17 protein-coding genes, 1 tRNA gene and 1 pseudogene are annotated in these 22588 nt (G+C 50.9%); 14 read left to right on the top strand and 5 right to left on the bottom strand.

The features are described 5' to 3' along the window. Positions 1–312: 312 nt before the first annotated feature. From HBA93_RS14730 to HBA93_RS14700, 7 genes are all read left to right on the top strand, one after another. Positions 313–1245, top strand: coding sequence for a LysR family transcriptional regulator (locus HBA93_RS14730; RefSeq protein WP_121991564.1), 933 nt, complete (start codon positions 313–315; stop codon positions 1243–1245). Between the two features lie 352 nt (positions 1246–1597). Continuing rightward, entirely contained in the window at positions 1598–2881 is a 1284-nt protein-coding gene (locus HBA93_RS14725; protein WP_221723751.1) for an NAD(P)/FAD-dependent oxidoreductase, read from the top strand. A gap of 244 nt (positions 2882–3125) precedes the next feature. Next, positions 3126–4115 (top strand): ABC transporter substrate-binding protein, encoded by a 990-nt coding sequence (locus HBA93_RS14720; protein WP_221723750.1) that lies wholly within the window; start codon positions 3126–3128, stop codon positions 4113–4115. An 11-nt stretch (positions 4116–4126) separates the two neighbouring features. Next, positions 4127–5827 carry an ABC transporter permease gene (locus HBA93_RS14715; protein ID WP_221723749.1) on the top strand — a complete coding sequence of 567 codons (1701 nt, stop codon included), beginning with the start codon at positions 4127–4129 and terminating at the stop codon, positions 5825–5827. After that, on the top strand, positions 5815–6888 hold the full coding sequence (locus HBA93_RS14710) for an ABC transporter ATP-binding protein (RefSeq protein WP_221723748.1): 1074 nt from the start codon (positions 5815–5817) through the stop codon (positions 6886–6888). The genes HBA93_RS14715 and HBA93_RS14710 overlap by 13 nt, the downstream gene beginning before the upstream one ends. Continuing rightward, the gene (locus tag HBA93_RS14705; protein WP_221723747.1) at positions 6885–8045 is read left to right on the top strand and encodes an MBL fold metallo-hydrolase; all 1161 of its coding nucleotides are present in this window, start codon (positions 6885–6887) and stop codon (positions 8043–8045) included. Before HBA93_RS14710 ends, HBA93_RS14705 begins: the two co-directional genes overlap by 4 nt. Beyond that, entirely contained in the window at positions 8045–8788 is a 744-nt protein-coding gene (locus HBA93_RS14700; protein ID WP_221723746.1) for a 5'/3'-nucleotidase SurE, read from the top strand. The genes HBA93_RS14705 and HBA93_RS14700 overlap by 1 nt, the downstream gene beginning before the upstream one ends. A 60-nt stretch (positions 8789–8848) precedes the next feature. Here the strand turns inward: HBA93_RS14700 and HBA93_RS14695 are convergent, their stop codons facing one another. Then, positions 8849–11158 carry a Tex family protein gene (locus HBA93_RS14695; protein WP_221723745.1) on the bottom strand — a complete coding sequence of 770 codons (2310 nt, stop codon included), beginning with the start codon at positions 11156–11158 and terminating at the stop codon, positions 8849–8851. A 349-nt stretch (positions 11159–11507) separates the two neighbouring features. Between HBA93_RS14695 and HBA93_RS14690 the strand changes: the two genes are divergently transcribed. The 4 genes and pseudogenes from HBA93_RS14690 to HBA93_RS14675 all read left to right on the top strand — a co-directional run bounded on the left by HBA93_RS14690 (position 11508) and on the right by HBA93_RS14675 (position 17590). Then, positions 11508–12026: a hypothetical protein gene (locus tag HBA93_RS14690; protein WP_221723744.1), complete on the top strand. Its 519-nt coding sequence runs from the start codon at positions 11508–11510 to the stop codon at positions 12024–12026. Next, positions 12026–13258, top strand: coding sequence for an HlyD family secretion protein (locus tag HBA93_RS14685; protein WP_221723743.1), 1233 nt, complete (start codon positions 12026–12028; stop codon positions 13256–13258). Before HBA93_RS14690 ends, HBA93_RS14685 begins: the two co-directional genes overlap by 1 nt. 386 nt (positions 13259–13644) lie before the next feature. Next, positions 13645–16196: pseudogene (mprF, locus tag HBA93_RS14680) on the top strand (bifunctional lysylphosphatidylglycerol flippase/synthetase MprF); the annotation flags it as partial. Continuing rightward, positions 16193–17590: a virulence factor family protein gene (locus HBA93_RS14675; protein ID WP_221723742.1), complete on the top strand. Its 1398-nt coding sequence runs from the start codon at positions 16193–16195 to the stop codon at positions 17588–17590. The pseudogene mprF and the gene HBA93_RS14675, both read left to right, overlap by 4 nt. Positions 17591–18206: 616 nt before the next feature. Here the strand turns inward: HBA93_RS14675 and HBA93_RS14670 are convergent. From HBA93_RS14670 to HBA93_RS14655, 4 genes are all read right to left on the bottom strand, one after another. Then, positions 18207–18321: transfer RNA gene (locus tag HBA93_RS14670), tRNA-Ser, on the bottom strand. Next, entirely contained in the window at positions 18312–18815 is a 504-nt protein-coding gene (locus tag HBA93_RS14665; protein ID WP_221723741.1) for a DUF8453 domain-containing protein, read from the bottom strand. Before HBA93_RS14665 ends, HBA93_RS14670 begins: the two co-directional genes overlap by 10 nt. Positions 18816–18822: 7 nt before the next feature. Beyond that, positions 18823–20031 carry a tyrosine-type recombinase/integrase gene (locus tag HBA93_RS14660; protein ID WP_221723740.1) on the bottom strand — a complete coding sequence of 403 codons (1209 nt, stop codon included), beginning with the start codon at positions 20029–20031 and terminating at the stop codon, positions 18823–18825. Next, positions 20031–20585 (bottom strand): hypothetical protein, encoded by a 555-nt coding sequence (locus tag HBA93_RS14655; protein ID WP_221723739.1) that lies wholly within the window; start codon positions 20583–20585, stop codon positions 20031–20033. Before HBA93_RS14655 ends, HBA93_RS14660 begins: the two co-directional genes overlap by 1 nt. Positions 20586–20999: 414 nt before the next feature. Here HBA93_RS14655 and HBA93_RS14650 point away from each other — a divergent pair, with 414 nt between their 5' ends. The 3 genes from HBA93_RS14650 (at position 21000) to HBA93_RS14640 (ending at position 22301) form a co-directional block, all read left to right on the top strand. Then, the gene (locus HBA93_RS14650; protein ID WP_221723738.1) at positions 21000–21317 is read left to right on the top strand and encodes a hypothetical protein; all 318 of its coding nucleotides are present in this window, start codon (positions 21000–21002) and stop codon (positions 21315–21317) included. Positions 21318–21417: 100 nt separating this feature from the next. After that, positions 21418–22014 (top strand): hypothetical protein, encoded by a 597-nt coding sequence (locus tag HBA93_RS14645; protein ID WP_221723737.1) that lies wholly within the window; start codon positions 21418–21420, stop codon positions 22012–22014. Continuing rightward, positions 22011–22301, top strand: a complete 291-nt coding sequence (locus HBA93_RS14640; protein ID WP_221723736.1) for a DUF6074 family protein — start codon at positions 22011–22013, stop codon at positions 22299–22301. The genes HBA93_RS14645 and HBA93_RS14640 overlap by 4 nt, the downstream gene beginning before the upstream one ends. Positions 22302–22588 lie beyond the last annotated feature (287 nt).

Below are 22588 nucleotides of genomic sequence, written 5' to 3'. Positions count from 1 at the left end.
CTGTTTTGCTCTTGGTGCAGTTTCATAAAGAAAATCGGGGGCGTTTTTCCTGAAACTGCTTTGTGTGGTTGATTTGTGCTCTTTGGGAGTCGCACAAAACCATCCTGATGTTGTTATAAAGGCTTATCTGATCCGAAAAATGTCAGCCAGTTTTCGGGATATGCTTTAAATTTGATGCGTAATTTCTTTTTAAATCGATTTTCGACTATCAGAAACACGTATCAGATGTTGATATCATGACTAAAATTGATCATATCAGCTGTAGTGGCCGCATGATTGCGACGAAACCGACTATGTTTATGCGAGGCAGGAATGAAGCTCAGCCGACGACTGATACCGGATATCGCCATTTTGCAGGCTTTTGAATGCGCTGCACGTCACGGAAGTTTCACGCAGGCAGCGCATGAGCTGAACCTGACACAAAGCGCGGTGAGTCGTCAGATCAAGGATCTGGAAGGCCAGCTCGGCGTTTTGCTGTTTGAACGAATCCGTCAGCGTATCCTGCTTTCCGATGCGGGACGCAAGTTTTTGCCGGAAGTGCGCCGTTTGCTGAACCAGACCGAAGACACGATGCTGCGGGCGATGGCTTCGGCACAGTCCTCTTCGGCTTTCAGCGTGGCGACATTGCCGACATTCGGTGCGCGCTGGCTGATGCCGCGTATTCCGAATTTCATCGAAGAAAATCCGGGCGTTGCGTTTAATGTCGGTTCGCGCACCGGTGTGTTCGACTTTGAAGAATATCCGTTTGATATGGCTATTCATTATGGCCAGCCGGTTTGGGCACATGCCACCTGTAACTATCTGTGCAGTGAAATGGTGGTGCCGGTTGCCAGCAGTGCTTTGATTGAAAGCCACCGCATTGTTGAACCTGAAGATCTGCAGAAAGAGCCTCTGCTGCATCTGACCACCCGTCCGAAAATGTGGACGCAATGGTTTGAACTGTGCGAAGTGGATGCACGCAGCACCTATAGCGGGCATCGTTTTGACCAGTTCTCTATGGTGATCGAAGCAGCTGCCGCAGGGCTTGGCATTGGTTTGTTGCCGGTTTATCTGATTGAGAAAGAGCTGCAGGAAGGACGTCTGCGTATTCTGTTTGATAAGCCGATGCGTACAGAGAATGACTATTATCTGGTGGTGCCGGAAGGCAAACACGAGAACCCGCTGATACAGACGTTTTCCAACTGGATTCGCGGGCAGGTCGGCCAGCATGACTATATGGCGCTGGTGCATCTGAACGCAGAATAGAACTAAAGTGTAACAGGTCATTCCGTGAATGAATGATCTGTTGCGCATAAATTGCTACTGTTGCCAAAACCGAAAGGTGTATGGCTACTCAGGCGCCAGAAGAAAAAGACGATAAGAACACTGGTAAATAACAAGCCGGACGATTTTCCGTGTTGTGCTTCAAATTTCAAACACTCAGAGTGTTGTGTGTGTATCCGCATTATATATACGGCGCTCTTTATCCATTTTGATCGTTGACCTTTTGTCTCGGCGTTCTTGCGTGATGCGTGTATTTTCAGGCGCATAATCGTAGGCTTGCTGCTGCAATACAGGCTGATGCAAGTGGCAACGTTGTTTTGAGAAATGAACTGACATGTTGAATAATCCCCGTTCCCACGGTCTTTGGGAAAAATCCGCGCCAGCTGCTCCGGTTACTTCTGCCTTGAAAGGTGAATTGAGCGTTGACGTGGTTGTTGTCGGCGGTGGTTTTACCGGCCTTTCAACCGCACTGAATTTGAGTGAACGTGGCACCAAGGTTGCCGTTCTGGAAGGTGTTGAAATCGGTTTTGGCGGTTCCGGCCGCAATGTCGGTCTGGTCAATGCCGGTATGTGGGTTATGCCGGATGATCTGCCAGGTGTACTCGGCCAGAAATATGGTGACCGTTTGCTGGAATCTCTCGGCAACGGCCCGAAAATGGTTTTTGAGCGTATTGAAAAGCACAATATTGCCTGTGAAGCGACCCGTACCGGTACATTGCATTGTGCTGTCGGCCAGAAGGGTTTGCGGGAATTGCAGGATCGTGCGGAACAATGGCAGCGCCGTGGTGCGCCGGTGACGCTGCTGAGCGCTGAAGAGACCGCAAAGAAGGTTGGCACCAAGGCCTATACCGGCTCGCTGCTGGATATGCGTGCCGGTACAATTCAGCCGCTGGCCTATGTACGTGGTCTTGCTCATGCGGCAGTCGCTGCCGGAACACAAATTTTCACCGGATCGCCTGTGATCGGTACAGAACGTCAGGGTAATGACTGGGTGGTGAAAACCGCGCAAGGCTCGGTGCGTGCACAGTGGATTGTTGTCGCAACCAATGCCTATACACAGGCACCATGGCCGCAGATCCGTACAGAAATTATGCATCTGCCTTACTTCAATCTGGCGACCAAGCCGCTGACCAAAGAACAGCAGGCGCAGATTCTGCCGGAACGTCAGGGTGTGTGGGATACCAAAACAGTTTTGTCGTCCTATCGCTATGATCAGGCCGGTCGTCTGGTGTTTGGTAGTGTGGGCGCATTGCGCAATACCGGTACTGGTATTCATACCGCATGGGCAAAGCGTGAAATGAAGCGTCTGTTCCCGCAGCTCGGTAAAGTTGAATTCGATTATGAATGGTACGGCCTGATCGGCATGACCAATGACAGCCTGCCAAAATTCCATCGCTTTGATAAGAATGTGATCGGCTTCAGCGGTTATAATGGTCGCGGCATCGCCACCGGAACTGTGTTTGGCAATTTGCTGGCGCGCCATATCAGCGGTGAAATCAGTGAAGCTGATCTGCCATTGCCGGTGACTGAGCCGGAAACGCAGTCTTTCCTCGGTGTCCGCGAAGCCTATTATGAAACCGGCGCACAGATCGCGCATTTTGCCGGCGCTCGCTTCTGAGCGCCTAAATCAAAGAGCACGCTCGCTTCTGAGCGCCAAAATTAAAAAACGCGCAAGATTCTAAAGCAGACAGAGCGATATAATCTGAATTTTAACAGGGCATTGCTGGTTCAATGCCCTGTTTGTTTTTGTTTTCTGTGGTGACTTTATTCTTTGTCATAAACTTGTAGTGTTCATTTAATAAATGAACGGCGAGTAACCGGCTCGCTCCGGTGTCGGATGAATGATTTCAGGGATAAGAATCATGTTGCAGAAACGCACGTCACGTAAAACAGTTCTGGCTACTGCTCTGGCAGTGTTTATGGGCGCAACTGCGGTGAATGCAGAAACGCTCAATCTCTATACGTCGCAGCCGGAAGCTGATGCGACCAAAACCGTTGAAGCATTCCGCAAAGCCAATCCTGATATTGATGTGCAGGTGTTCCGTTCCGGCACCAGCGATATTCTCAGCAAGCTGGCTGCTGAATTTGCTGCCGGTGCACCACAGCCGGATGTGCTGCTGATTGCCGATGCCGTGTCGATGGAACTGCTAAAAAAAGACAATCGTCTGAAAGCCTATGAAGGCGCGAAGACAGATGGTCTGACCGAAGGTTCTTTCGACAAGGACAAAACCTATTTCGGTTCCAAGCTGATCACCACCGGTATCGCCTATAACACACAGGCGAAAAGCAAGCCTGAAAGCTGGGCCGATCTCGGCAAAGAAGAATATAAAGGCCAGATCGTGATGCCGAGCCCGCTTTATTCCGGCGCGGCTGCTTATCTGCTTTCCGGTTTTGCGCTGAATTCAGAACTTGGCTGGGATTATTTCGAAAAGCTGAAAGCCAATGAGCTGATCAGCGTGCGCGGCAATGGTGCGGTGCTGAAATCCGTTGCCAGCGGTGAAAAGCCTTACGGTATCCTCGTGGATTTCATGGCACTGAATGCCAAAGCCAAAGGCTCGCCGGTTGAGTTCGTGTTCCCTAAGGAAGGCGTGCCTGCAGTAACTGAGCCTGTTGCAATCATGGCGACTGCCAAGAATGTTACCGGTGCGGAAAAATTCGTTGATTTCATCCTCTCCGACGATGGCCAGAAACTGGCGCTGGAGCAGGGCTATCTGCCAGCCAAGGAATCTGTTGGTCGCCCGAGCTGGTTGCCGGAAGGCACTAAAATCAACATCATGTCGATTGATACGCTCAAAGTTCTGGGTGTGACAGAAGCCGACAAGAAGCGTTTTTCTGAACTGTTCGGCGGTTAAGGCATTATTGGATGTCAGACAAAATATTTGGTCAGAGCCGGGATACGGCTCTGATTTTTCTTGTGGCGGCAGTGGTGTTCACGCTGTCTCTGTGGCCGATGCTGCGGCTGGCCAGCGAGATCATTGCGCCGAATGGTCAGCTCTCTGACAGTGCATTGCGCTCGGCGCTTTCTTCAACTTCCACATGGGTTGCCACGCGTAATTCTTTAATCACCGGATTTGGCGGTACACTTGCGGCTGTCATTCTTGGTAGTGCCGTGGCGCTGCTGGTGAGCCTGACTAATATTCGCGGACGCGGCGTATTCGTGCTGATGTTTGTGGTGCCGCTGCTGATTGCGCCGCAGGTGACTGCGCTGGCATGGCTGCAACTCTTTGGTCCCGCGAGCCCGTTTCTTAAAATGATCGGCATGGCGCCCGAGCTTGGCAGCCGTAATCCGCTCTATTCGACCACCGGCATTATCGCACTGCTCGGCATTCAATATGCACCGCTGGTGTTCCTGATCGTACGCGCCGGTTTGCGTAAATTACCGCGCGAGTTGGTCGAAGCCGCGTTAAGTAGCGGTGCCAGCAAATGGCAGGTAACACGGACAATCATTGTGCCGCTGATGACACCATCGGTGATTGGTGCCTCTGCACTGGCTTTCGTGTCCTGTGTGGGCAATTTCGGTATTCCTGCTTTCTTGGGCATTCCGGCTAATGTGCTGGTGCTGCCGACCCTGATTTATCAGAAGCTTGCCGGTGGGGGACCATCAGTGCTGTCGGAAGTTGCTGTGCTTTCACTGCTGATTGGTGTGATCGCAATGGCGGGTATTTTGTATCAGGATTATATGGCGCGCCGCCGCGATTATCGTATCGCTTCCACCTCACTGCCAGCCGCGCCTTTTGAACTTGGTTCATGGCGTTTGACTGTTGAGATAGCCTGCTGGCTGTTGATTGCTGTGATGCTGGTATTGCCGATGTTTGGCCTGTTGCTCACCGCATTGGTGCCTGCTTTCGGTATTCCATTAAGCTGGCAGACCGTAACACTCGACAATCTGAAATTTGTGCTGTTTGACCATGCAGGGGCTCGCCGTGCGCTGGTCAATTCATTCACCCTGTCGCTGGCCGCAGCCGGTTTTGCAGTGCTGGTGGCGGTGCCGCTTGGTTATCTCATCACATGGCGGTCGCGCTGGTGGACACGCTTGCTCAATCTCGCAGCCGAATTACCCTATGCTCTGCCGGGTGTGGTATTGTCGATTGCGGCATTGCTGATGTTCCTCAAGCCTTTGCCGGTTGTCGGGCTGCATCTCTATAATACGATCTGGATCATTCTCTACGCCTATCTGGCACGGTTTCTGGTGCTGGCATTGCGCCCGACCATAACCGGTCTGCATCAGATCGACCGTGCTCTGGAGGAGGCAGCACAGGTGGCCGGTGCAGGACTGATGACACGGCTGCGTACCATTGTGTTCCCGCTGGTGGCACCGGCAACTCTGGCCGGTGGTGTGCTGATTTTTATGACCGCTTTTTCAGAACTGACAGTTTCTGCGTTACTATGGTCGTCAGGCTCGGAAACGCTGGGCGTGGTGATTTTCTCTTTTGAGCAGGGTGGCGATTCACCCTATGCGGCGGCAGTTTCTGTGCTGGTCGTGCTGATTACATTCTTACTGATGCTGGTGACCAATATGTTCGCCAGATATCTGCCTGACGGAGTTCTGCCATGGCGGGATTGACTATCTCTCAGCTTTCCAAAAGCTTTAATGATACAAAAGTTTTGACCGATGTGTCGCTGGATATCGCCAATGGTGAGTTTATTGCCGTGCTGGGGCCTTCCGGTTGTGGCAAGACGACATTGCTGCGCATGATTGCCGGATTTGAACAGGCGAACGACGGTGTGATCTATGTAGGCGATAATCTGGTGACCGGCAAAGGCCAGTTCGTGCCGCCGGAAAAACGCCGTGTTGGTATTGTATTTCAGAACTATGCTCTCTGGCCGCATATGACTGTCTCCGAGAATGTTGGCTATAGTCTGAAAATTGCCAAGGTGGAAAAAGCCGAGCGCGAGCGCCGTGTGCAAGAGGCGCTGAAACTTGTTGATCTGCAGGGCTATGGGGATCGTCGTCCGGCCAATTTGTCCGGTGGGCAGCGTCAGCGTGTGGCACTGGCACGTTGTCTGGTGGCTGCGCCGTCGCTGGTGCTGTTTGACGAGCCGCTGGCCAATCTGGACGTGCATCTGCGCGCATCGATGGAAGATGAGTTTGCGCGCTTCCATAAGCGCACCGGCACAACGATTATCTATATTACGCATGATCAGGCCGAGGCCATGGCGCTGGCCGACCGTATTGCGGTGATGGACAAAGGCAGACTGATGCAGTTTGCCTCGCCGAAAACGCTCTATAATGAACCGGCCAATGCGATGGTCGCGTCTTTTATCGCGCAGGGCATGGTACTGCCTGCGGAGATTTTGAGCGTCAATGGCAGTGGTTCCTGTGAAGCATTGGTGCTGGGGCAGCAAGTGCGTTTGCGTTGCCGTGCCGATGAAGTGGTGCGTAAAGACGCACAGATTTGTATCCGTGAGGATGATCTGGAACTGGTGAAACAGGACGGATTTGCCGTGCGGGTGACACGCTCGGTCTATCAGGGCGGTGCATCGCGGATTGAAGCTGTTGCTGAACAGGCACCAGAACTGAACCTGCATTTCAATCTGCCGGATCCGCTGCATCTCAAAGCGGATGATGTGGCGCAATTACGTATCCGGTCAGGCTGGGTAATCCCTGAAGCAGGTGCAGCATGAAGATCAATCTCTATGGTGGTTTCGCTGAAAAAGGGCGTCTAGGCGTTGGCATCAGCACGACCAAAACCAAGCTGCTGTTTGATATCGGCATTAAAGTCGGAGCCACTGGGCGCGATTATTATCCGCTGATTGAGGCCGATGCGATTGCTGCACTTGATGCGGTGCTGATTTCCCATGCCCATGAGGATCATGTCGGCGGTTTGTTATGGTTGCTGGAGCAGGGTTTTCAGGGGCGTATCCTGATGACTGCGGAGACTTTGGCTGAAACAGGTCAAACTCTGAAGAGCTACGCAGAACAGCAGCATCTGGAGATGATTGCATTTCCGCAGGAGCGCATTGAACTGTTCAAAGCAGGCGATGTGCTGACCATTGGTGATGCAGAAATCACCACCGGTCGTTCCGGTCATGTGGCTGGTGGCGTGTGGTTCTGTGTCGAGGCCGAAGGGCACAAGGTGCTCTATAGCGGGGATGTGGTACCGGATAGTCCGGTGCTGGAAATGGATGCATTTCCGCAATGCGATCTGTTGTTGCTGGATGCCTCTTATGGTGCTGATACAGTTTCGGGGGACACACGGGCACAGCAAATCCGCGAATGGATTTTGCAGAACCGTGACGGTTGTCTGTTGCCGACACCACTCTCTGGCCGCTCGCTGGAACTGATGGCGCTGATGCCGGTTAATTTTGCCATTCATGCGGATATGCGTGCTGCACTGGCTGAGCAGATTGCAGCGTCTGGTGCCTTGCGGAATGGTGTGGCCGGACGGCTGAAACAATTGCTGCATCAGACGCAGGACTGGCGTGAAGATCAGGCGCTGCCACGCTGTCCGCTGCTGACATTCGATGCGATGGGACAGGCAGGACCATCCGCCTATGCGATGAACCGTGCGCTGCGCACCGGCTGGCCGGTCTTGCTGACCGGTCACGTGCCGGAAGATACACCGGCATTTGATATGCTGCGGGATGAACTGGCTGACTGGATAAGACTGCCGACCCATCCGACTTTGAGCGGTATGGTATCGCTGTGGGAGCAGGCGGGTAAGCCTGACATGCTTGGGCATTCCTGTTCCGCTGCGTTGCTTCGCGAGCTGGCAGAGCATATCCCAGTTGTGCGTCAGGATGTGAAGAGCGGTGACATGATAGAGTTGGGAGAAGCCTGATGCGTATTTTGCTTTGCAATGATGACGGTATTGATGCCGAAGGTCTGGCTTTTCTGGAACGTGCTGCACGGGTATTGAGTGATGATGTGTGGGTTGTGGCACCGGATGGTAAGCGTACGGCTGCGGGGGCATCCATCACTATCGGCAAACCGCTGACAATGGTGAAGCGTGGGGAGCAGCGTTACTCCTGTTCCGGCACGCCTGCGGACTGTGTTGTGTCAGCAATGACGTGGATTTTCAAAGATCAGGCCAAGCCCGATCTGGTGCTGGCGGGGATTAATGACGGGCGTAATGTGGCCGAAGATCTGGCCTATTCCGGCACGCTTGGCATTGCCCGTGAGGCGACATTCTGGGGTATTCCGGCCATCGGTTTCTCACAGGTCAAACAGCCGCGCCGTGGCGAAGACGCTCTTGCCGCGCTGGTGCAATTGTTACGCAACCTGTTAGAACAATGTGCTGACTGGCAGCGTGAAGGGCACTGGCTGAGCATTAATCTGCCGCATAGTTTGCCTGCGCCAATTGCCCAGCCGCGCATTGGTCGGGACAAGATTGCATCCGCCTCTGAAGTGGTTAGCATAGATGGTGATGAGACAGTGCTGATGGTGCCGCGCGGACGTCCGCATTCATCTTCTGAAGGCGATGATAATGACCTGATTGATCGCGGATTTATCTGCATCAACCGGCTCAACTGGTTTGGTGAGACGGAGCTAAGTGAGAATCTTATCAAATCCTTAGACAGATAAATTCGTCTTTTGATTCAGATATGAAAAAGGCCACTGTTTTCAGCGGCCTTTTTATTTGGATTATTTACGTTTCATGGCTTCAAGCAGTGCTGCACCAAAACCACCCTGAGCTTCAGCAGGCTTTTCCTGCGGCTTGGCTGTGAAATGTTTCTGTGCCGGACGCTGTCCGCGCTCACCCATAGGCTTCGGAGCAGCTTCACCGCCGCCGTCTTTGCGCATGGTCAGGCCGATACGCTTGCGCGGTACGTCCACTTCTGTCACACGTACTTTGACCACATCACCGGCTTTCACCACTTCATGCGGGTCCTTGACGAACTTATCGGCAAGCTGGGATACATGCACCAGACCATCCTGATGCACGCCGATATCAACAAAGGCACCAAAGGCGGCGACATTGGTCACGGTGCCTTCCAGTAACATGCCGGGCTTGAGGTCTTTAATATCGTCAATGCCATCGGCAAAAGTTGCGGTTTTGAATTCCGGACGCGGGTCACGGCCCGGTTTTTCAAGTTCCGACAGAATGTCTTTCACCGTTGGCAGACCAAAACGCTCATCAACAAAGAGCTTCGGATCAAGCGCACGCAAAGCACCGGCATCGCCCATCAGCGAGCGCACATCGCGGCCGCAGGCGGCAACGATTTTGGCGGCCACGCCGTAGGCTTCAGGGTGCACGGATGAGGCATCAAGCGGTTCGACACCATTCGGGATACGCAGGAAGCCAGCAGCCTGTTCAAAGGTACGGTTGCCGAGACGCGCGACTTTGAGCAGGTCTTTACGCTTCTTGAACGGGCCATTTTCATTGCGATGCGCAACAACGGCTTCGGCAAGCGATGTGCCAAGACCGGACACACGGGCAAGCAATGATGCGGATGCGGTGTTGAGATCAACACCAACCGCGTTCACCGCATCTTCCACAACCGCATTCAGCATATGTGCAAGGCGTGCCTGATCCACATCATGCTGATACTGGCCGACACCGATGGATTTCGGCTCGATTTTCACCAGTTCTGCCAGCGGGTCTTGCAGGCGGCGGGCGATAGAAACCGCACCACGCAGCGATACATCAAGCTGCGGGAATTCTGCTGCTGCTGTTTCCGAGGCTGAGTAAACCGATGCACCGGCTTCTGAAACAATCACTTTAAGCGGCTTTGGCGCAGGCATATCGCCCAATAAGTCCGCAACCATACGCTCGGTCTCACGGCTTGCGGTGCCGTTACCAATGGCGATCAGTTCAACTTTATGCTTGCGGATCAGCGAGGCGATTTCGGCCTGTGCACCGCGCAGATCATTGCGTGGTTGGAACGGATAAACCGTTGCAGTGTCCAGCAGTTTGCCGGTACCGTCAACGATCGCCACTTTCACGCCGGTACGGATGCCCGGATCAAGCCCCATGGTAGCGCGGGAACCGGCAGGGGCTGCCAGCAACAGGTCTTTCAGATTGCGGGCGAAAACATTGATCGCTTCTTCTTCCGCGCGTTCGCGCAGATCGCGCATCAGATCGAGGGAGAGGGACAGCGAGAGTTTCACGCGCCATGTCCAGCCGATCACTTCCATCAGCCATTTGTCACCAGCCAGCGCACCACCGACCTGATAACTATGGGCGATCATCCGCTCAACCGGTTTGACCGGTGAAGTGTCCTGCTGGTCGACAACAATGTCCAGCGTCAGGAAATCTTCATTACGGCCGCGCAACATGGCAAGCGCACGGTGACCAGCAACCTTATTCCACTGTTCGCTATGGGCAAAATAATCGGAGAATTTTGCGCCTTCAGTCTCTTTTCCGGCAACGACACGAGACTGCAGGACCGCATTGTCCTTCATGTAGCTACGCAGACGGCCGAGCAGGTCAGCATTTTCGGTAATACCTTCGGCGATAATATCGCGTGCACCTTCAAGAGCGGCTTTCACATCGGCCACATCCGGCGTGATATAAGCGGTCGCCAGTTCGGCAGGCACCGCAGCGCGGTTATCGAGGATCGCCTGCGCCAGTGCACCAAGGCCACGCTCACGCGCGATTTCCGCACGGGTACGGCGCTTTGGTTTATATGGCAGATAGATATCTTCGAGTTCTGCCTTGGTATTTACGCCCGCGATTTTCAGTTCAAGCTCCGGTGTGAGCTTTTCCTGTGTGCGGATGGAGTCCAGAATGGAACTGCGGCGTGCTTCTAACTCGCGCAAATAGGTCAGACGTTCGGACAGGTTGCGCAATTGCGTGTCATCAAGACCACCGGTGACTTCTTTACGGTAACGCGCGACGAATGGCACAGTCGAGCCTTCATCAAGCAGGCCTATTGCCGCTATGGCTTGTTCCGGTCTCGCATTGATTTCACCGGCAATGATCGCGGCAATCCGTCTGGTAATGTCTGTCATAAGAATCTCATGCTGATAATATCAGGACCATCATAGGGCTTTGATAAGGCACATTGAAGGCCGGAATCATCTCATTGCCGGAATATGAGGCAGAGAGTTTCACTGAAGAGCAATATTGTTTTGTATATTATAAAATTCTGATAAAATATTGCTGCACTTATGATGAGGACGCATTGAATTTTTCAACTTAGCGTTATCAGCAGCCGTTAATGCCGTTTTACGCATATACGCCTTGATATGGCACTGAAACCAACATTTTTTGGCCTTGTTTGCACAGGAAGTGCGGCCTGTTTTTCGCTGAGTGTATTTTCACTGAAACTTAATCTTCAGATCAGGAGACAGGCAAATTATGGATGTGAGTAAACACCCCATAGCCATTGATCATGTACCCGCATTCATAACTGCGCCGGGACAGACCGATATTTTGTTTAATTTCGTCATTGTTTTTCTCATTTGCATGATCTTTGCCGTTGGTACTCTTTATCTCCGGCTTCATGCTTTGCCTGAGCAAATGGCACATCGTACCAATAAGGTTCAGTTGCAGGTTGTTGCGGTTCTGGCGCTGATTGCGCTCTTTACCCATAATCAGCTTTTCTGGATTGCTGCCCTCTTGCTGGCGATGATTGAGCTGCCGAATTTTATTACGCCGGTAACCTCTATGGCCAAGTCCCTGAACAGGATTGCGCGCAGTACTTATGTGCCGCAAAACTATCCGCCTGCGTCAGCACCGACCGCGCAGCAGTCTGCTTCGCCAATGCCTGCTCCTGTAGCGGAAACAGTCGCTAAGCCAGCAGAAACTGCGCAGCCGCAGGCAGCACAAGACGGGAATTCATCACATAATCCGGATCCGAGCGGGGAGAAGCAATAATGTTGGAATTTCTTCTCTGTTCAATGGTCACTATTCTGCCGGATTATCTGTTCCGGCGTTATGGTCAGGGTAAACTTATCGGTCACCACATCACGCTTTATTCCGTGTGGTTTGAACTGCGCTGGGGGATCACGGCCTGTCTTATTCTGACAATCTCGCTGATTACGATGATCTTTTATTATCATCCTTCCACATCCAATGTGACCGCCGCTTATCGCACAGTAACAATCCTGCCGGAAATTCCGGGGCGGGTTGAAGAGGTCTATGTGACACGCTTTCAGAAAGTGAAAGCCGGTGATCCGTTGTTCCGCTTAGACGGCAGCAAGCAGGAAGCTGCAATGAAAACTGCAGAGCAACGTATTGTTGAAGTGCAGGCAGAAGCTGAGGTGGCAAAGTCTGAGATTGCTGCAACAGATGGTGCGATACAGTCAGTTGAGGCTGCCTATTTGCAGGCGCAGATTGATCTCAACTCACAGACTGAATTGCAGCGCCGCAATCCGAATGTTGTTGCCCAGCGTGAGATTGACCGCCTGACATCCAATCTTGAAGGTCGCAAAGGTGCACTGGCTGAAGCAATCGCAAGAAAGCAGACATTACAAACCAAGATCAGCACTTTACTGCCTGCGCAAAAAGCCAGCGCAGAGGCAGCATTGGAAGAAGCGCGGGTGCAGCTGGATAAAACCACTGTGCGCGCCGGTGTCTCCGGTACTGTCCAGCAGTTCACATTAAGGGCAGGTGAGGTGGTTAATCCGCTGCTGCGCCCTGCAGGTGTTCTGGTGCCTGACGATGCCGGACGGGGCAGGCTGGTTGCCGGTTTCAACCAGATTGAGACACAGGTTATCAAAACCGGTATGATTGCAGAAGTCACTTGTATCGGCCAGCCTTTCACAGTTGTGCCGATGGTGGTGACAGAGGTTCAGGATGTGATCGCGGGCGGGCAGGTGCGTGCCAGTGATCAGTTGGTCGATGTGCAGCAACTGAGCCGTCCCGGTACGATTACCGCGACGCTGGAACCTCTTTATGAAAACGGTTTCGGTAATGTGCCTCCGGGCAGCAATTGTATTGCCAATGCCTATACCAGCAATCATGAAGAGCTGGTGGCGGGCACGGCAGGGCCATTGCGTTCGGCATTCCTGCATGCGGTGGATGCCACCGGCCTTGTTCATGCCGTTATCCTGCGCATTCAGGCGATTATGATGCCGGTACAGGTACTGGTACTCGGCGGACATTGAGGCCATATCATTTGCTTCTGTAAATTTGCAGATGAAAATGACGGATCAGTCCAAATAAAGGATCGGTGCCGGACATATGTTCCGGTACCGGTTTTTTTTGTTTATGGCCGCTATTTTTACGGGGCAGTTTTTTGGGAATGAGATTTTGGTGGTCAAAGTCTGAAAAAATTCAGCTCCGGATTGTCCTGGTCCGGAGAGTATTCCGCAGTTTAGCCGGCGTTAAAACTTCACCACAAATTTATCATAATCTGAGCCGTAATATCCGCCCGTTCTCATGGCGCAGGCAGTGATAAATGACGGCTTCGAATGATAAAAAACAACACGCACAGTCCGAAACCACACTGCATCCTGATGGGATTGCGCGGTCATCCCGACGCTTTGATCTGATAAAGCGTTATCAGCATTTTTTCTTTCCTGTTGCCGGCTTTGTTGTCGTTCTGCTGGCAATCTATGTCTTGGAAAATATGCTGCAGAATACGTCTCGTTCACAGACAATGGCTGCGTTTCATACGATTTCGTGGCAAACAATCAGCCTTGCTGTATTTTTCACAATGCTCAGCTATGCGGCTGTTGCACTGTATGATGTGGTTGCAGTTGAGACGATTGCTCCGGGGCAGATTCCAAAACGTCTTGCAGCAATTGCGGGTGCGGCAGGCTATGCAATCTCTAATGCACTTGGTTTTTCACTGCTTACCGGTGGTGCATTACGTTATCGTATTTATGCGGCGGAAGGTATCAGCCTTGCCGATATAGGAAAAATAGTCGGTACATCATGGTTTGCTATCTGGTTCGCCCTGATTATCATGGTTGGCGCGGCACTATTAATTGATCCTCAGGATGTGCCCTGGTTGTCCGCTTTTGACAGTCGTATTGATATTGTTGCCGGACTTGTCATTCTGGGTACTGTCGGCTGGCTTATTTACTGGTTGTCACACAGTGAACGCCATATCAGGATTGGCACTTTCAGCCTGCGCTTGCCGGATTCCAAAGGCGCTACGGTTCAGATATTTGCCGGTCTGGTGGATGTGGGCGCCGCAGCCGCTACGCTTTATGTGCTGATGCCGGATGGTGCTGTACCAAGTTTTGCGGTTTTTGCCATTGTCTATGTGATTGCGGTTGTGCTGGGCATTGCCAGTCATGCACCGGGCGGGATCGGTGCTTTTGAGGCAACAATCATTGCCGGTCTTGGCCTTGGCAGCAATCCGGAGGCTATCGCAGGCTTACTTGCCTATCGTGTTATCTATACGGTCTTGCCATTGGTGACGGCAGCTGCCGGTTTGTTATTCTGGGAAATCATGCGCCGCCGCCATATGCTCGGCAAACAGGCGCGACTTGCTAAACGTCTGGTTGAGCCGCTGATACCGGGACTGACCGCCAGCATTATTTTTCTGGGCGGGGTTATCCTGCTGATTTCCGGAGCCACGCCGGATAAACGGTATCGTGTGGAATTACTATCCGACATTGTACCGGAATTTCTGGTTGAGATGTCCCATCTGGCCGCAAGTCTGGTCGGGGTCGCATTGCTGATTGTTGCGCGGGGGCTGGCAAAACGTCTGGAGCGTGCATGGCTGGCAGCACTGTTGTTGCTCCTGAGTGGTGCGGTTTTTTCTCTTTCGAAAGGGTTGGATTGGGAAGAGGCCGTTACGCTTTGCCTTTTTCTGTGGTGCTCTGGGAGTTTCGCGCTTCATTTTATCGCCGCCCGATCTCAGGTAATTTTGAGCTAAGCTGGCATTGGATTGTAACTGTCGGCACAACGCTGCTGGTTTCTACATGGCTTGGTTTCTTTGTGTACCGTCATGTCGAATATTCCAGCGACCTTTGGTGGGATTTTGCGTGGAATAGTAATGCGCCACGGTTTTTGCGCGCCACGGTACTGGTTTTTGCTGTTGTTGCTGCTTTTGGTCTGCATACATTAATCAACCGTCATAGCCAGCGCAGACAAAATATCAATTATGATATTCCTGATGCTGTGCCGGCTTTGGTTTCAGCCTGTCCGCATACGGATGCGGCTCTTGCCATGGTGGGGGATAAACAGTTTCTCCTTGCTCCTGATGACACTGCTTTCATCATGTATGCGCAATCTGGCGGTAGTCTCATTGCATTGGGGGAACCGGTTGGCCAAGTCTCCACAGCAAAAGAACTGGCATGGTCATTTCATGCTTTGGCAGATCAGCAGGCATTACGGACTGTGTTTTACGGAGTGGGGCCGCAAAGTCTGCCGTTATTTCTTGATATGGGACTTGTTGCACTTAAACTTGGTGAAGTGGCGCGGGTGGAACTGGCGGATTTCTCTCTTGAGGGTTCGCGGCGCCAACCTTTTCGCTACGCTGACCGTAAAGTCAGTAAAGACGGGCTGGTTTTTGAAATTATTTCTGCGGCAGATGTGCCGCCTCTCTTACCACGCTTGCGCGAAATTTCTGATGTGTGGCTGGATTTTAAATCCGGCAGTGAAAAGGGCTTCTCACTCGGTTATTTTGATGAAGATTACCTCAAGCGGTTTGATCTGGCTGTTCTCAGGCAGGAAGGGGAAATCGTTGCTTTTGCCAATTTGTGGCGCGGCGGTGATCAATATGAAATTACAGTAGATTTGATGCGCTATATGCCCAATGCGCATAAATTACTGATGGATGCGCTCTTTGCCAAATTGCTGATCTATAGCAAAGAGCAGGGGTATAAATGGTTTAATCTCGGAGCAGCACCTCTGGCAGGTTTAAGTGGCAGCAGGCTTGCTTCCCGCTGGAACCGGTTTGGTTCTTTTATCTACAGACGTGGCGCCGATCTTTATCATTTTGACGGGTTGAAGGCCTTTAAGGAAAAATTCGAACCTGTCTGGACACCGCATTACATGGTTTGTCCCGGTGGTTTTGAAACACCGCGTGCACTTCTGGACGTTACGAAGCTGATTAACGGCAGTCCGCTGGAGTTTATACGCAAATGAAAGCGAAACGGCTTTTGGGACTCTTCGGATTGCTGGTGCTGATTACTGCGGGCACCTATTTTGCTATGCACCCGGGCAAAGTACTTCGTTTTTGGGCCGGTCTGACAGTTTCGGACAAGCCGGTAACATATGTCACTGCCGAACGCTTGTCAGAGATTCCTGTTTATGTGCCGAGGGGCGATCCGGCGGGGCTGGCGATTATTATCAGCGATCTTAACGGAGGCGGCGATCGTGAACGCCGTTTTGCCGATGCGCTACTGACACGGAATCTGATTGTCTTGCCGGTTGATCTCCGGCAATGGCGTGCAGCACTCGATAAAGAGGATGGCGAGTGCAATTATCTTGATTCAGATTTTGAAGCGATCACCAAAGAGGCTTTGCGTGCACTGGATCTGAATGTTTATTTTCATCCGGTTGTAACAGGTGTCGGGCAGGGAGCAACGATTGCTTATGCTGCGGCGGCTGATTCACCCGATGCTACAATCGCCGGTGCAGTCGGGGTTGATCCTGTGCCTGCCAGCACCCGCCTGCCATCTTGTACCGAGCAGGCGCAGGCCGGCAAAGCACCTGACGGTGGTTTTATTTATGAATACGGTAAGGAATTACCGGTTTCCGCTTTGCTTGTTGCTGCGGGCGGTTTGCAAGCCAACCAGCCGGAAACCGCACGCGAACAGAATATTGCAATATTACAAAATGTACCTGATCCGGATCAGCGCCTTCGTATGGCGGCTGATGAGGTATTTTCAATGGCCGGACAAGATGCTCAAAGTGCGGCTATGCCGGTTGTTGATCTGCCCGCACATGGGGGTAAGGCAAAATATGTGGCGGTTTTTTATTCCGGAGACGGCGGCTGGCGCGATATTGATAAATCGATCGGAGAGTGGTTGCAGACGCAGGGTGTACATGTGATCGGTGTGGATTCTCTGCGTTATTTCTGGAGTGAACGTAAGCCCGAGGACATTGCCCGCGATACGGCTGCCTTATTGAAGAAAGCGGATCCTGGCGGAAAGCTGCCTGTAGCGGTTCTGGGCTATTCATTCGGTGCAGATACATTTCCTTTCGCGTGGAAATATCTTGATCCGGCACTGCAAAGCCGGATCAGAATGGTGGCCTTGCTGGGGGCCTCAACCACAACATCTTTTCAGGTTTCCGTTCAGGGATGGCTCGGTTTTGAAGGGGAACAGAAAACTCTGCCAGCCATTCTTTCCATGCCGCAGGATCGTGTCGTTTGTGTCTATGGTGAAGATGAGGAGGATACGGCTTGTACTGCCGATGCTTTAAAAGGCGCAGATATTATGAAAATCAGCGGCGGGCATCATTTTGACGGGGATTATGAGACACTTGCACAAGCGCTGTTGCAGAAAATGCAGAAGCTTGCAGCAGGGGCTAAGTAACAAAATACTTTTGAACTCTCTGTATCAGTAAAAATCACGTCTTTTATACGCATTCCGTCTGGGGCAGCCATTCGTCCCGAACGGATGCCTGCCTGCAAAACGCATGTTACATGGTTCGATGCCGGTAGTTTACATATTACGTGTGTTCGCCTGTTAATTTATCCCGCGCACTTTCAGCATATGCTGCATGGTTGGATGAAGAAGATTGAAGATAGGAAAAATCGTTATTTGAACGCGGGCAGACATCAGGAAAACTATCCGTTTTGCATATGATCAACGGAATCTCTCCCTGTATCACAGGCATAGAATTTTGCTTTGCCCTACTTACTACAAGCTTCTGCACATCCGGTTGTGCTAAAAATACTTCGGGTGAGCCACGTAACAACGAGGAGCTGTCCTTATTAAGGGCTGCTTTTTGCTGGTGTGGTGTGCGTCAAAAGATTGTGTAAGTCTGAAGCGAGATTTCAGATCTCAGGCGCCAAAACAAGCGTGGCTACATCTGGGCTTGTAAACAGATTTAAGACCGGTGTGGAGTTGATGTGATATCTGATTTTAGACAAAGTATATTGATATCGAAATTTACCGATTATCTAAATCATTAATTTTATTGAAAAAATGGTAGCGGAGGACGGATTCGAACCGCCGACACAAGGATTATGATGCCTTATATTTTTATTGATTTTACAGGGTAATTTAAATGTATGTTGCACTTATGTTGCGTTTACTCTGCTTTAGTGCCCCAGTATCTACCTGTGAAACTATTTGAATCCACAATTTTTATGATCTGATATTCACAGTAGGTGTGACTAAACCAACCTTCATATCTTATCCTAATCGTAAACTTTGCACCAGGTTTCCAGAAACCAGTGTTGACCCCTGTAAAACCAAATGAACAAGAGACGCTTGCACCATTATGCAAGACAGAAATTTTTGTGTTTGGTTCAAAACATGCTAAAAATCTGGATCGGTTAGTCTCATCTGCATATAACAGGGATGCTTCTAATTGACCTTGATCATGTATGTGTAGAGTTATATTTTTCGCTGGGATGCTGCCAGAGTTAAGTAAAACTAAATTGTAAATGGTACTTAATTCTCCAGACTGTGCAGTCCTTACCATTGCTGTTACAATAGGTCTAAATGAACGCCTCCAAGCTATAAGCGTGTGTGCAAAGGCTAAGACTGAAATTATCACGGCAATGGTGGCAATTATTTCGGGCATTTTCATATTAAAATTATCCTAGAAGTGCAGCCTCTGCGGCAGCAAGTTCATCTGCGTCGTCGCCACGTGGGAATAGGTGCCCGTATGTGTCGGCTGTCATGGTGATGGATGAGTGTCCCATGCGCTCCTGTACGACTTTGAGAGGTAATCCGAGCCCTCCGTCATCGAGGCGGTTAATGCACCATGATGCGTAAAAATGGCGCAGTGCGTGAAGGCCGGTATACTTGGCTTTTCCATCTTGCTGGATGATGCTGGCTTTTATCTGAACAGGGATTAGACCGCGATTGATGATGTTTGCATGGCTTTCGATTTTACCTAAGCCGTTCGGAAACACGTAATGAAGTTCCGCGACGGGGTTGCCGTTAGGATCTAGTCTTACTGATTGTCTGCGAGGGCAGGCTAATTTCCATTCACGTAATGTGTTTGTAACAAGTGGCGGTACCGGAATAGTCCGTTCGCCGGCGCCGGACTTCGGCCGACCTATTTCTCCAAACTCATCAGCACGCTGATGCACGTTGATAGCGCGCTTCTCAAAGTCCACATCTTGCCAGCGTAAACCACGTAGCTCTGATGATCTCATGCCTGTAAAGATTGCGGTTATGAGCAATGGCTTCCAGCGTCCCTCTAGGGTGCCGACAATGGCTTTGATCTCTTCTCGGGTGGGAATGTCGATCCCAACCTTGATGCGGCCATTCTGGCGGCGTTCTGCCTGCCTGTCTTTTCCTATGCGGCGTGTACCGCGTATGTCTTTGACTGGATTGCGAATGGTCAGGCCGCGCTCTTGTGCATCGGATAAGATTGAACCAAGCGAACCAATGATTTTTTTAATCATGGCGGGTGATCTGCCTTCGTCACGGAGCTTATCTTCAAACTCTCGTATTGCCGGAACATTTAGGCGTGATAGGAGAGCATTACCGATGAAAGGCTCAATATGCAGTTTTACATGTCTTTGGCGCTGGTTGATAGTTGAGCGTTCCAGCCCATCATTTTCACCGCTGCTGATCCAGAACCCGCACACCTGCTTTATGGTAGCGCTTGCGCTGTCGGCTACGTGAACACCTTCGCGCACTTCAATCTTGGCGGTGGTAGAGAATGCATCCGCTTCTTTTTTCTTCGCAAAGGTTTTCAAACGGCGTGTACCTTGGCTGTCAACATAATCGACAACCCATGCCTCTTTAATGAGGCCTTTTGGCGTAGTCCATTTGCGCTTACGTATGGACATTAGAACGGTATCCCGTCATCAAAATCGCGTGCTTTTTTCTGTAGTTCAGCTTTAGGCTTCACTGGCCATTCGGGAGCTTTTAATTTTGCCTTTGAAAGCGCTTCTTGCATGGCCTTGCCAGCGCCAAAGTAGTCATTGGCTTTGTGGTTTTCATGTATCTGCACATACTCATCGATGTTTGGCCACAAGATGTCTATGTAATGATTTAGGAAAACCGTTCTATCTTTCGTAGACCAAAAAAAAGGCCAATGCTCTTTACAGAAGTTCAACCGCTTTTCTTCTTCGTATGTAGGAAAAAACTCACGACGATCAGTTATTTTGAGAGCCCGGACACCATCACTCACATCCCAGAAATCATTCCATGTGAGAGTTCCGCCTAACTCGTAATCTTGAAGCCTTTCTTGATCCGCAGCGATCATGATCGATCTCTCAACAAGAGTAGTGATCGTTTGTCCTTTTAGGCGTGACAAATAATCGAGAATAAAACGGGATTTTGGATCCAGTCTAATCGTCAATGTTTCCGTTTTACCGGTTCTGGTTGCTTCTTTGGCCATGAGATGCGCTCCATTTCCTCAATGCAATGTACACGTACTACAAAATTAGTGCAAATACAGCTTGACGATGACAATTTTGCCGCTAAGGTTAATGTACTGACAAATTAGTGCAGTGATGTTCAACGTATGTACCTGAGGCTTCAATGGAGTGCAAAAAATGAATTTAATATGGGGTGTTGCTGAAATCGCAAAAATAATTGGTCGCAATCAACGGCAGACATTTCACCTGCTAACCTCAGGGCAACTTCCAGCAAAAAAGGTGGGTGGTCGGTGGGTTGCAGAACGAAGCAAGTTGATAGCGTTCTTCATGGAAGATGCAGCATGACTGTATGCTTAAAATCAAAAGGCTCGGCAGAGGCGGCAACCTCAATACCGAGCCAAAGTTCAATCCAAACCGTAGCAGGAATGAAGAACATGCAGAGGAATAACACAAAGAGTGTTCCGCAGGCAACTACGCTGGCAACGCCCAAGATAAACGAAGCTCTGTTCGATCTTGAGAACCCGATCAACGATTCAAAGAACATGGCTTCAATCCTCGGCAGCCTGCTCCACGATATTTTCGATACAGATCACTCGTCCGTAACCGGCAATCGTGAGTTTTACTTTATCTCTGAAAGTGATGCCTCGAATATCATTTTTGCAGCCGGTCAGCTGCAGCGCTTCATTAAGTCCAGTCTCGATACATGGAATGAAGCCCTTGAGCACAATACAGGGGTAAGCCAATGCGCTTAATCCTCATTCTTACAGGTCGCGCTCATCTTGCTTTTGCCGATTGGCATCATAGACAGGCCACCCGCTGTGCCAAGGCTGCGCAGGCCAGAAAGAGGTCCGCATGAGTAAGTATAAGCGAAAGGGTAAATCCAAGTTTATTATGATTGAGGCCTATGTGAAGCGCTCCGCTGCATGGAAGGCGCTTACGCCAATTGAGCGGTGCGCCTATCTTGAACTCAAATGGCGTTATGACGGCATGAATAACGGTTACATTGGGCTTGGCTGCCGTGAGCTATCTGATGAGCTAAATATGGGGCGTGATACTGCTAAGCGAGCTTTAAATAAGCTGCTTGAGGTTGGGTTTGTTAACAAACAGAAACCTTCGGCCTTTAGCCTTAAAAATCGGGCTGTAACAGAGTGGCGGTTAACTGAATATCGCTGTGACGTAACCGGTGAGTTACCAACAAAAACCTTCATGAGGTGGGAGCCAAAGAAAAAACAACAGGCGCACCCATCGGACACACAGGCGCATCCATCGTACTGTGACCAAGAAGAAGAGGGGCAAAAAGCCCCTCGCAGGAGCACCCATGCGCCTGTCAGAGCGGTTTCTTTGGTTTCACAGGCGCACCCATCGGACACATATAGATATACCATAGGGGGGAGCGCTGATTGCTCTCTGGATACACATAGTCAGATTGCGGAGGTTGGTAATCAATGAGTGAGAAGAAACTTCCTCTTTTAGAGTGGCAGCCAGCTTGTAAGGTTCTGGTATTCCCACTTGATGCGAGAGTTGGCAAAGTCAGGCGGACAGCCTCACTGCTTTACAAAAAACAAGGCGAGGATGCAGATTTGTACTGGAAGCAAGTTATTGCCGCTAACCGCAAGCATCTCATCCGCATTGGTCTGACGGCCGAGGAGCAACATGAACAGCTTTCGGGTTTTTCATGTGCCGTCCAGCAGGAATTGAACACCATTGCAAAGTTGTGTGGTGGAGGAGCTGCGTGATCCCTTGCGGCTTTTAAAATTAGCAGAATGGCGGTTCGTGTGGACTGGGGGGGGCTCCAGTCAGCAATCTGAGGCTGATATTCTCATATGGCAAATTTATTTTACGGGGCGACCAGCAACATGGTGCCTATGATGAGCAAGATGATCAGCATGAGGGCAATCTGTCGGATTTGATGGAGAGCGTAATCTGCGGCCACTTATATACTCATACTGGACTTGTCCCGTTTTATTTCCGCCTCTTTATCTCGTTTCGGCGGTTATCTGTTCGAATTGAGCGGGCGATATTC

It is taken from the genome of Ochrobactrum sp. SFR4 (genome assembly GCF_019730395.1).
GTDB lineage: Bacteria > Pseudomonadota > Alphaproteobacteria > Rhizobiales > Rhizobiaceae > Pseudochrobactrum.
Note: the sequence above shows the minus strand (reverse complement) of the source record. Positions and strands in the feature narration are given on the sequence as shown.